Source organism: Lentibacillus sp. L22 (assembly GCF_040812445.1).
Taxonomy (GTDB): domain Bacteria; phylum Bacillota; class Bacilli; order Bacillales; family Amphibacillaceae; genus Lentibacillus_C; species Lentibacillus_C daqui.
On the sequence record NZ_JBFNXI010000005.1, the window covers coordinates 127,072 to 138,011 of the forward strand.

9 protein-coding genes are annotated in these 10,940 nt (G+C 39.6%); 7 read left to right on the plus strand and 2 right to left on the minus strand.

Going from position 1 to position 10,940, the window contains the following annotated elements; translation table 11 throughout:
* Positions 1-151: 151 nt before the first annotated feature.
* From ABRT01_RS04360 to ABRT01_RS04380, 5 genes are all read left to right on the plus strand, one after another.
* A complete protein-coding gene (locus ABRT01_RS04360) occupies positions 152-523 on the plus strand; it encodes a DUF956 family protein (protein WP_269410732.1) in 372 nt (123 codons plus the stop codon).
* A gap of 444 nt (positions 524-967) precedes the next feature.
* On the plus strand, positions 968-1,942 hold the full coding sequence (locus ABRT01_RS04365) for a mannose/fructose/sorbose PTS transporter subunit IIA (protein ID WP_269410731.1): 975 nt from the start codon (positions 968-970) through the stop codon (positions 1,940-1,942).
* A gap of 27 nt (positions 1,943-1,969) precedes the next feature.
* Positions 1,970-2,776: a PTS mannose/fructose/sorbose transporter subunit IIC gene (locus ABRT01_RS04370; RefSeq protein WP_269410730.1), complete on the plus strand. Its 807-nt coding sequence runs from the start codon at positions 1,970-1,972 to the stop codon at positions 2,774-2,776.
* Positions 2,777-2,796: 20 nt separating this feature from the next.
* The gene (locus ABRT01_RS04375) at positions 2,797-3,708 is read left to right on the plus strand and encodes a PTS system mannose/fructose/sorbose family transporter subunit IID (RefSeq protein WP_269410729.1); all 912 of its coding nucleotides are present in this window, start codon (positions 2,797-2,799) and stop codon (positions 3,706-3,708) included.
* A gap of 166 nt (positions 3,709-3,874) precedes the next feature.
* Positions 3,875-4,891, plus strand: a complete 1,017-nt coding sequence (locus tag ABRT01_RS04380; RefSeq protein WP_269410728.1) for an oxidoreductase — start codon at positions 3,875-3,877, stop codon at positions 4,889-4,891.
* 392 nt (positions 4,892-5,283) lie between these two features.
* Here the strand turns inward: ABRT01_RS04380 and ABRT01_RS04385 are convergent, their stop codons facing one another.
* Entirely contained in the window at positions 5,284-6,609 is a 1,326-nt protein-coding gene (locus tag ABRT01_RS04385) for a replication-associated recombination protein A (RefSeq protein ID WP_269410727.1), read from the minus strand.
* 280 nt (positions 6,610-6,889) lie between these two features.
* On the opposite strand from ABRT01_RS04385, the gene ABRT01_RS04390 reads away from it, so the two are divergent.
* Complete coding sequence (locus tag ABRT01_RS04390) at positions 6,890-7,390, plus strand: NADPH-dependent FMN reductase (RefSeq protein ID WP_367746390.1); 501 nt, start codon at positions 6,890-6,892, stop codon at positions 7,388-7,390.
* Positions 7,391-7,594: 204 nt separating this feature from the next.
* Here ABRT01_RS04390 and ABRT01_RS04395 read toward each other — a convergent pair whose 3' ends face one another.
* On the minus strand, positions 7,595-9,010 hold the full coding sequence (locus ABRT01_RS04395) for a LysM peptidoglycan-binding domain-containing protein (RefSeq protein WP_269410725.1): 1,416 nt from the start codon (positions 9,008-9,010) through the stop codon (positions 7,595-7,597).
* 307 nt (positions 9,011-9,317) lie between these two features.
* Between ABRT01_RS04395 and ABRT01_RS04400 the strand changes: the two genes are divergently transcribed.
* A complete protein-coding gene (locus tag ABRT01_RS04400; RefSeq protein WP_367746391.1) occupies positions 9,318-10,823 on the plus strand; it encodes a malate:quinone oxidoreductase in 1,506 nt (501 codons plus the stop codon).
* The last annotated feature ends 117 nt before the right edge of the window (positions 10,824-10,940 follow it).

Genomic DNA, 10,940 nt, shown 5'->3' on the forward strand with positions numbered 1-10,940 from the left:
GATAAAGTAGAAAATGATCAATAAGGAACGCATCCACTACTAACAGGCTCCATCTGAAAAAAGCCGAAAACTGTCCCAAGGTATTTTTTGTTTAAAATAGTAAGGCGGTGTATAATAATTATGAGTAAAAGAAAGAAATGAGGTAGATCAAATGGTCCAATCAATCAATACAAAAGTCGATTTAGTTATTGATGCAACCTCACATATAAGAATTTCAGATTATGGTAAAATTATGATTGGAGACAAAGGATTTGAATTCTTCAATAATCGTGATGCTCGTAAATTTATTCAAATTCCTTGGGAAGAAGTTGATTACGTGATTGCTTCAGTTTTGTTCAAAGGGAAATGGATCCCGCGTTATGCTATCCAAACGAAGCGGAATGGGACATATTCATTTTCTTCTAAAGATCCAAAAAAGGTCTTTCGAGCCATTCGCGAATACGTTGATCCAAATCATATGGTCCAATCATTAAGTTTCTTTGATGTAATCAAACGCAATTTCAAGAGTATATTTAAAAGGTAAGGATTTTACATTCAAGACAGGTTGGAACTTGTCTTTTTTTGTTGGGTCATCTTCATAATTGTCAAACCAACTGTTACAGAGAGGGGACAAATAACCTATTTTATTGAAAGAGAATAACCGGTGTGTTAAGATAATTTACGGAAGCTCGTAAAGTGATTCGGAAGCTGATTTATATAACGCTGTGTATTAAAGTCCTTTCAAAAAATCAAATAATTACGTGTTACTGATTCGATCAGGCATGAGTAAAAAGAAGTGATTAAACAAAGAACAAGGGTCCTTCTATACCCTGCCTTTATTTAATTCTACTAATCTATTTTTTACTCATGCCTTTTTTATTGTTTTTTAACCAACCATGTAATCGCTTTAGAAGAGTTTGAAAAATACTACTTTGGGAGCTTACCATGTTTATTTTAAGCCTTAACAATCATAAGAGGAGGTAAAAAGATGGTAGGAATTATCATTGCCAGTCACGGTGAATTTGCTAATGGTATTTTGCAATCTGGATCAATGATCTTTGGAGAACAAGAAAATGTGAAGGCAATTACATTAATGCCAAGCGAAGGACCTGATGATGTAAAGGCAAAAATGAAAGAAGCAATCGCCTCTTTCGACAATCAAGATGAAGTATTATTCTTAGTCGATCTTTGGGGTGGAACTCCTTTTAACCAAGCCAACAGCTTGATAGAAGAACCCAAAGATAAATGGGCAATCGTTGCTGGTTTGAACTTAGCAATGTTGATCGAAGCTTATGCATCGCGTCTTTCAATGAACACAGCGCATGAAATCGCTGCACATATTCTCGGTACAGCTAAAGAAGCGGTTAAAGTAAAACCTGAAGAATTAGAGCCCGCAGATTCTGCTGCAGATACTGCTCAACCATCAAATGCAGGTGCTCCTGGTAAATTTGAATACGTGTTAGCGCGTATTGACTCTCGTTTACTTCATGGACAAGTAGCAACATCCTGGACGAAAAGTACACAGCCTACACGTATCATCGTTGTATCTGATGAAGTAGCGAAGGATGAACTCCGTAAGAAATTAATCCAACAGGCTGCTCCTTCAGGTGTAAAAGCACATGTTGTTCCTATCTATAAAATGATCGAACTAGCTAAAGATGATCAACACTTTGGTGGCCAGCGCGCGTTACTTCTTTTTGAAAACCCGCAAGATGCGCTTAGGGCGGTTGAAGGCGGTGTTCCACTGGAGACAATCAACGTTGGTTCCATGGCACACTCACCTGGTAAAGTTCAACCGAATAAGGTGTTGGCCTTTAGCCAAGATGATATTGATGCTTTCAATAAGTTAAAAGAAGCTGGTCTGAGCTTCGATGTACGCAAAGTTCCAAACGATTCACAAGGCGACATGGATGAAATTATTAAAAGGGCTCAAGCGGAGTTAGACAAACGGAAGCGATCCTAATTATCAGAAAAAGGGAGATTAATAATTATGGATTTAAATATTATTCAAATAATATTAATTGTTATCGTAGCATTTTTGGCTGGTATGGAAGGAGTATTGGATGAATTCCATTTCCATCAGCCAATTATTGCTTGTACATTAATCGGATTAGTTACGGGAGATTTAGCGGCATGCCTTGTTTTAGGTGGTACCCTGCAATTTCTCGCTTTAGGTTGGGCAAATATCGGAGCTGCCGTAGCACCAGACGCTGCATTAGCATCTGTTGCATCTGCAATTATTTTAGTTTTAGGTGGTCAAGGTGAAGCCGGCGTGTCATCTGCAATCGCGATCGCAGTTCCACTTGCAGTTGCAGGTTTATTATTGACAATCATCGTCCGTACGATTGCAACAGGAATAGTACACTTGATGGATGCCGCAGCCAAGGAAGGAAACCTTCGAAAAATAGATTTTTGGCATATTGTTGGTATCTGCCTGCAGGGGTTACGTATTGCAATCCCCGCCGCATTGATTGTGGCTATTGGCGCAGGTCCGGTTAAAGAGTTACTTCAAGCTATGCCAGACTGGTTGACAGACGGTTTGGCAATCGGTGGTGGGATGGTAGTAGCTGTTGGTTATGCAATGGTTATTAACATGATGGCTACAAAAGAAGTATGGCCATTCTTTGCGATTGGTTTCGTATTGGCAACTATTCCTGACATTACCTTATTAGGTCTTGGCGGTATCGGTTTATCGCTTGCACTTATCTATTTAGCACTTACGAAACAAGGCGGTTCAGGTAATGGTGGAAACGGAAATACTGGCGATCCATTAGGCGATATTATTGATAACTACTAAAAGAAGGAGGAGGATATAAGTTGGCACAGGAATTGAAATTATCAAGAAGAGATCGTGTTTCTATTTGGTGGCGTTCCACGTTCCTTCAAGGTTCTTGGAACTATGAACGTATGCAAAACGGTGGTTGGGCATTTTCCATGATTCCCGCGATCAAAAGATTATATAAAACAAAAGAAGACCGTGCTGCTGCACTGCAACGTCACTTGGAGTTTTTTAATACGCATCCATATGTAGCTTCACCTATTATGGGTGTAACTTTAGCGCTCGAAGAAGAACGTGCAAACGGCGCGCCGGTTGACAACAAAGCAATTCAAGGTGTTAAAGTCGGTATGATGGGACCATTGGCGGGTATTGGGGATCCAACTTTCTGGTTTACGGTTAAACCAATCCTTGGTGCATTGGCGGCTTCTCTGGCTATGACTGGCAACATACTTGGACCCATTCTTTACTTCGTTTTATGGAATCTCATTCGTATGGGATTCATGTGGTATACACAAGAACTTGGCTACAAGGCTGGTTCCAAAATTACGGATGACTTATCTGGCGGATTACTTCAGGATATTACGAAAGGTGCTGCAATACTAGGTATGTTCATCCTTGGTGCATTAGTCAATCGTTGGGTAGATGTAACATTTACGCCGACGGTATCCAAGGTGAAACTTGACGAAGGTGCATATATTGATTGGGATAAGTTACCTTCTGGAGCTGCAGGAATTAAAAGTGCATTGGAACAGCAAGCTGACGGTCGGTCATTGAGCAAATATGATGTAACCACATTACAAGACAACTTGGACAGCTTAATTCCTGGTTTGGCTGGATTGTTGCTAACACTTCTTTGTATGTGGCTACTTAGGAAGAAAGTCTCTCCAATTATGATGATTCTTGGGTTGTTCGTGGTCGGTATTGTCTTCCACCTCATACACTTGATGTAATCAGTAAAGACGCTTATTCAGGGTTTTTTTTCAAAGATTAACTATGAGCCCGGCGTAATAATGTATACAAATAAAGAAGTGCCTCCGGTATGATAAACCTATCAATTTAAGGAGGTGCTTCTTTATATAAAGATATTGCATATAAATATATTTTTAGGAGGTCGCTATGCTTACTATCGGTTATATTGGAAATGGGAAAAGCACGAACAGATATCACCTGCCGTTCGTACTGCAAAGAGAGAATATAAAGGTAAAAACAATTTATCGGAGAAATCCTGAACATGACAGCTGGGATAAGGTTGCAGGAATAAATTATACTTCCGACTTAGATGAATTATTAAACGACAAGGACATTCAACTCATTGTGGTTTGCACAAAACATGACAGCCACTATGAATACGCAAAACTAGTATTGGAACATAATAAAAACTGTTTGGTAGAGAAGCCTTTTATGGAAAATTCAGGGCAGGCAAAAGAAATATTTGCATTGGCGAAAGAGAAAGGATTAATTGTTCAGGCGTATCAAAATAGACGTTTCGATAGTGATTTTTTAACCGTTCAAAAGGTCATAGAAGAAGGGAAAATAGGGGACTTGCTGGAAGTGGAAATGCATTTTGACTATTACCGCCCCGAAGTACCCGAGTCTGCCCACTCTTTTGATCCCGCTTCGTCATTCTTATATGCACATGGCTGCCATACACTGGATCAGGTCATCAGTTACTTCGGCAAGCCGGATCATATACATTACGATGTAAGGCAATTATTAGGACAAGGGAGAATGAATGACTATTTCGATTTGGATTTATACTTTGGTAGATTAAAGGTATCTGTAAAATCCAGTTATTTTAGACTTAAAGAAAGACCGAGCTTCGTCGTTTATGGCAAAAATGGGTGCTTTGTGAAACAAACCAAAGATCGTCAGGAGGAACATTTAAAGTTGTTTTACATGCCTGATAACAAAGATTTTGGTATAGATACAATAAAACATTATGGTGTACTGACATATATTGATGAAGAAGGTACAATCCACGAAGAAAAAGTGAAATCTGTAAATGGCGATTATGGAAGAGTGTATGATGACTTATATAAAGCCGTCATAAATGGTCAAGATAAAACCATTACAGATGAACAGACACTGCTGCAAATGGAAATGTTGGAAAGGGGAATTGAAAACTTAAAGTAGATGGGCGAGGCTGATTCTATAATAGATGTTCTTGATACATGCACGGATGAAACGAATCATTCTTTGACATTTATTTTGAAATTTTTAAAGTGCAAATGCTTATGGAACAAAAAAATGAAAAACCCATTGGTAAGAAAAAAGGTGGTGTAGGGGGACAGAGGTTAGTCACCTCCCTCCTCTACGCAAGTTCTGCTCATTAAAATCTCTTTTTATTTGGTCTGGCCGGTCCCATAAAACTAACTAGTGAAACCACCTATGTATAGCAGCCTGACAGATTCGTATGATACAACGCAATTAAATAACGTTCAACCAACAAAAGGAGGGAAGATATGCTCATTCAATATTTAGTATATTCTCCTGGCGCCGATATCAATATTTAATTGAAAATCCCATCAATGATCATTTTGTTTATGCCAATCGGAAATTTGTTTTAACCTATCTTTGATTTTAGCTTCCGAACCTTGAGAAGTCGGAAAATAATATTCATGTCCTGCTAGAGAATCCGGCATGGTTTTTATTGTAGTCAGTTTTTCATCTGTGTCATGAGCATATTGATACCCCTTGCCATAGTTCAAATCTTTCATCAGTTTCGTTGGTGCATTACGTAACTGTAAAGGAACCGGTTCATTCATTGATTGTTGCGCATCTTTTTTAGCCTTTGAATAAGCCACATAAGCCGAATTTGACTTTGGTGCCATGGCAAGATAAATGACGGCTTGGGTAAGATGCACATCGCATTCTGGCATACCAATGAATTGACAGGATTGAAATACAGCTACTGCTATTCCCAAAGCCCTGTTATCTGCCAAGCCAACATCTTCGCTGGCAAATCTGACTAATCTTCTCGCAATAAACAAGGGGTCTTCCCCAGATTCCAGCATCCGGGATAACCAATAAACAGAGGCATTAACATCACTATTTCGCATCGATTTATGGAGTGCCGATATGATATTATAATGTTCTTCCCCATCTTTATCATATAGTAGCGACTTCCTTTGAATAAGCTGGGTTAAATCTTCTTTACCAATAGTAACGGATGCTTCCTGTCTTTTTCCGTTTAATACGGCCATTTCCAACGTATTTAAGGCAATTCTTCCATCACCATCAGAAAACGCCGCTATCGCTTCCAGCACCCCATCTTCCAGTTGAATATCTTGATTTCCCAAGCCCTTTGGATTGGAAATAGCTTTTTGTAACAATTCAACTATCTCGTTATTTGATAACTGATATAAGACAAAAACTTTACTGCGTGACAACAAAGCTGAATTTATTTCAAAGGATGGATTTTCAGTGGTTGCACCGATAAGGATAATGCTTCCTTTTTCGACATAGGGTAAAAATGCATCCTGCTGTGCCTTATTGAACCGATGAATTTCATCAATAAACAAAATGCATTTATCACCTAATTCCCTGTTTTCTTCGGCCTCTTTCATCACCTTACGAATATCTTTAATACCAGTTGATACGGCGCTAAAAGGAATAAACTTTGCCTTCGTATGATTGGCGATAATTTTAGCGAGGGTTGTTTTTCCTACTCCAGGCGGTCCCCAGAAAATCATGGACGAGACTTGATCATTTTCAATCATTTCCCGTAAAACCTTTCCATTTCCCAGTAAATGTTTCTGACCAACAAAATCTTCTAAATATTGAGGGCGTACGCTGTTGGCTAAAGGCTGATGCTTATCATTTTCATTTTCAAATAACGAGCCTTGTTTCAAGGTATTACCTCCTCGCCAATTTTTTCGTATGTCTGAAATATATTACATTTAACATATTTCCACATTAAACCGACATCTAAACGATAATACAGTGGGATTCGTGGAAAATAGTCCCCTGTTTATCAAGCCAAGCATATGACTTGAGATATATGTGAACTAATTATACTATATAGATCTGTTCCAACAATAATAAAGGAGAGTTTTTATAGATGGCAATAAAAGTAAAAGCAATCATAGGTAGTACGAGTTCAACCTCACATACGCGAAGTTAGTGGCGTATATGAGAAGTCGCTATGCAGATAAATTGGATATTATACCGGTATTCATTAATGATGTTGACACATTTTCCATTGACATTGAAAATACGCCGACAGAAAATGTAAATCGATTTAAAGCGGATGTAAAGGATTCAGATGCCGTATTGTTCGCAGTTCCAGAATATAATTATTCCATTCCAGGTGCATTAAAAAATGCTATTGACTGGCTATCACGTGGAGGCGACTTTACGATCAAAGATAAACCGGCATTTATCGTTGGTTCTTCTATCGGTGTTCACGGCAGTGTCCGTGCACAAATGCATTTAAGACAAATTCTGTCAAACCCGGCATTATCACCAATTTTACTACCGGGAAATGAAGTATATGTCGGATCCGTTCATGAAAAAATGAATGATGCTGGTGAAATAACAGATCATGGCACAATTGAATTCCTTGATTTGGTAGTGAACAACTTCATCGAATTCTATCATAAAACAATTTCATCTGTTGCAGTTGCAAATTAACGTAGAGAAAAATATCAATAAAGCTGGGACAAAACCCTGTATAAAAATAAGCGTGGTATACACCATTATAAATTGGTAATGGGTGCCACGCTTGTTTTTTAAGTTATAATCTTTAGCAGCGGAAAGTATAAGGTAAAAATCTAAATGGTAAGGAGACCAAAAGGAATGAAAAGCGTTTATTTGGCTAGTCCGTTTTTGAACGAGTTACGATGTTAATTTTCTTATCGTAAAGTTGTCATTCAACAATGCCCAGTTTTGCGGATAAGGATAGCCTAATGCCCAATAACTAATCCCGCGAAGATTATATTGTTTGACCATATCAAATTTAGCCTGCGCGCTCCGTGCATCTTCAAACCATACTTCATGTCTTTGGCCCTGTTCATCTACATAGCGGAAAAATGGCGATTGGGCTGTCGTATCATATTGAATCGATGCGCCATATTTTACTGCCCGTCTGATGGCTTCTTGCGGACTGAATGTTTCAGCTTCCTGGCCTTGTACATGGGGAACAAGCCAATCGCGTGCATAGATTTGGAACCCTAAAAATATTTTTTCGGCTGGCATTACTGATAGAGCATACTCGACCACCCGCCTCATTTGATTGATAGGAGAGATTGCCTGTGGCGGGCCAAGTCGGTATCCCCATTCATACGTCATCAGAATGACAAAATCAGCAATTCTGCCATGTGCCTCGTAATCGTGTGCTTCATATAACAGCCCGCCTTGAGTTGCACTCGTTTTTGGAGCAAGTGCTGTCGATACCAAATAACCTCTTGGATGAAGCCGGTTAACCGCCATTTGTAAAAACCGATTATAATTCTCACGATCTTCTGGCATTACATTCTCAAAGTCAACGTTTAAGACCTTATATCCCTTTTGATCCATTACGTTTAGTACGTTGGAAATGACCTGATTACTTAATTGCGGATTACTCAGGATGATATGTGCGACATTGGATCCCGTTTGTGTAGATGTGAAATTGGTGATCGAAAGCATCGGTGTGATATGTTCAGCAACGGCAGCCTGAATCATGCGCTGGTCATTCATTGGTTGCAAGGTGCCATCTTCCCTGATCATATAAGCGAACGGGCTAAAATAAGTCAGCAAGTTACCGACTTCATGAAGGCTGTTGACTGCATCTTCCTCTGATTGATACGTATAAGCATTTACTTCAATCACGGGTTTTCTTCTTGGGATAGCCAGTTGCACTCCCGGAAAAATCATGTTTTGGTTTGTTAATTGATTTTCATTCATGATTGCTTGAACCGTGGTACCATAGCGATTTGCAATTTGCGCCAACGTCTCCCTTGGCTGAACAACGTGTGTCACTGGTGGGATAAATAGTTTGGTTCCTGGGGAAAGAACATTAGGATTGGTTAGTTGATTGGCCTGGATAATAGTTTGAACCGGGACACCGTACTGTTGGGCAATCGACCATAACGTTTCACCGCTTTTAACCGTATGCGGCGTACCAAGTACTGGGATAACCAGTGATTGACCAACCAATAATTGATTTGGATTGGGTAATCCGTTTAATTGCACGATTTGATTCATATCGACGGCATATCTGTTTGCGATTTGCCAGAGTGTTTCACCGGCTGTGACCACATGGATAATCATTACCTCACCTCCCCCAGTTTTCCATTAATGCATCATATGTCCATAACCTATAAAATGTGTGTTTGCCTATTAGTGACATGATAATGTTGGCGAGGGCGTTGCAATTAAGATTTTGGGATCTCAAAGCGTGGATTCTGTATTTTAACAAGACATAAACATTTATGTCGATACAAAACTTTGATATACTATATGAAGGATATAACAGATTAAGAAAAGATGTGTGACAAGTTCGCGACCTGCCTTGTTAATGAATGAGCAGGAGCGCTTGCATCCTTTCTGCAAATTTTAAGATGTAAGGAAGGTAAACATGAGTAACAGCCATACTTCAGCAGATGTTATTTTAATTGGTGCCGGTATCATGAGTGCGACATTGGGATCACTATTAAAGGAATTGGCACCGGACTGGAATATTACCATTTTTGAAAAGCTTAATAAACCAGCAGTTGAAAGTTCTAACGAGTGGAATAATGCGGGAACGGGCCATTCCGCGCTGTGTGAGCTTAATTACACGCCCGAACAGCCAGACGGATCCCTGGACATTAGCAAGGCAGTCAACATTAATGAACAGTTCCAGGTTACTAAGCAGTTTTGGTCTTATCTTGTAGACAGCAAACAGATAAGTAATCCGGATGACTTTATTATGCCAATACCGCACATGAGTTTAGTACATGGGGAAGATAATGTAGCATTCTTGAAAAAACGGTTTGAAACATTATCAAATAATCCATTGTTCCAAGGGATGGAGTTTTCCGATGATCCGGAAAAATTGAAGGAATGGATTCCGCTGATTATGAAAGACCGGACAGTAGATCAGCCAATAGCCGCAACGAAGATCGACTCTGGAACCGATGTCAACTTCGGGGCTCTTACACGTAAATTGTTGGATCACTTGAAGAGTAAGGATGTCCGTATCAACTACAATCATACAGTAGATGATATAAAACGTACGGAAGATGGCGCTTGGGAAGTGAAAGTGCGAAATTATGAAGATGATACCCTTGAATACCATACTGCGAAATTCGTCTTTATTGGTGCCGGTGGAGGGGCGTTGCCTTTACTCCAAAAAACTGGTATCCCTGAAAGTAAACATATTGGCGGATTCCCGGTAAGCGGACTATTCATGGTATGTAACAATCCGGAGATTATCAAGCAGCATCATGCCAAAGTATACGGCAAAGCTGCAGTTGGTGCTCCACCAATGTCTGTGCCGCATCTGGATACACGATATATTGAAAACCAAAAATCATTGCTATTTGGACCATTTGCCGGTTTTTCACCAAAATTCTTAAAAACCGGTTCCAATATGGATTTAATAAGTTCTGTAAAACCGAATAATGTTTTCACGATGTTAGCAGCGGGTGCAAAAAACATTCCGTTGACGAAATACCTGATCGGACAGCTAATGTTATCGAAAGAACAACGTATCAAGGAGTTACAGGAATTTATTCCGGATGCCAAAAGTGAAGATTGGGATACTGTAGTAGCAGGACAACGGGTGCAAGTGATTAAAGATACGGATGCCAGTGGCAAAGGAACGCTTCAATTTGGTACGGAGCTTATTAATGCCGCTGATGGATCAGTCGCTGCATTACTCGGCGCTTCCCCTGGGGCTTCCACAGCTGTTCCGATTATGCTCGATGTGTTCAAAAGATGCTTCCCACAATATCTCGAAGAATGGGAACCGAAACTAAAAGAAATGATTCCTTCTTATGGCATATCGCTAGTGGAAAATCCAGAGCTTGTCCAGGAAGTCCATGTTTCAACAAATCGGGCGCTTGGTCTTGACGAAAGCTCGTTACAAACAGCCGAATAAAACAAACCTTATTTTATTTACTTAAATGAGAAAATAAAAAAGTCTCCCTTTTATTAAAGTGGACCCCTTGTCAAGGACACTTTGAAAAAAACCACTAACTTTTTTTGCTTGTTCCTC

Coding starts and splice junctions, on each gene's coding strand:
- ABRT01_RS04380 (WP_269410728.1), top strand. CDS start 3,875: ATGCTTACTATCGGTTATATTGGAAATGGGAAAAGCACGAACAGATAT.
- ABRT01_RS04400 (WP_367746391.1), top strand. CDS start 9,318: ATGAGTAACAGCCATACTTCAGCAGATGTTATTTTAATTGGTGCCGGT.
- ABRT01_RS04370 (WP_269410730.1), top strand. CDS start 1,970: ATGGATTTAAATATTATTCAAATAATATTAATTGTTATCGTAGCATTT.
- ABRT01_RS04360 (WP_269410732.1), top strand. CDS start 152: ATGGTCCAATCAATCAATACAAAAGTCGATTTAGTTATTGATGCAACC.
- ABRT01_RS04390 (WP_367746390.1), top strand. CDS start 6,890: ATGAGAAGTCGCTATGCAGATAAATTGGATATTATACCGGTATTCATT.
- ABRT01_RS04395 (WP_269410725.1), bottom strand. CDS start 9,010: ATGATTATCCATGTGGTCACAGCCGGTGAAACACTCTGGCAAATCGCA.
- ABRT01_RS04365 (WP_269410731.1), top strand. CDS start 968: ATGGTAGGAATTATCATTGCCAGTCACGGTGAATTTGCTAATGGTATT.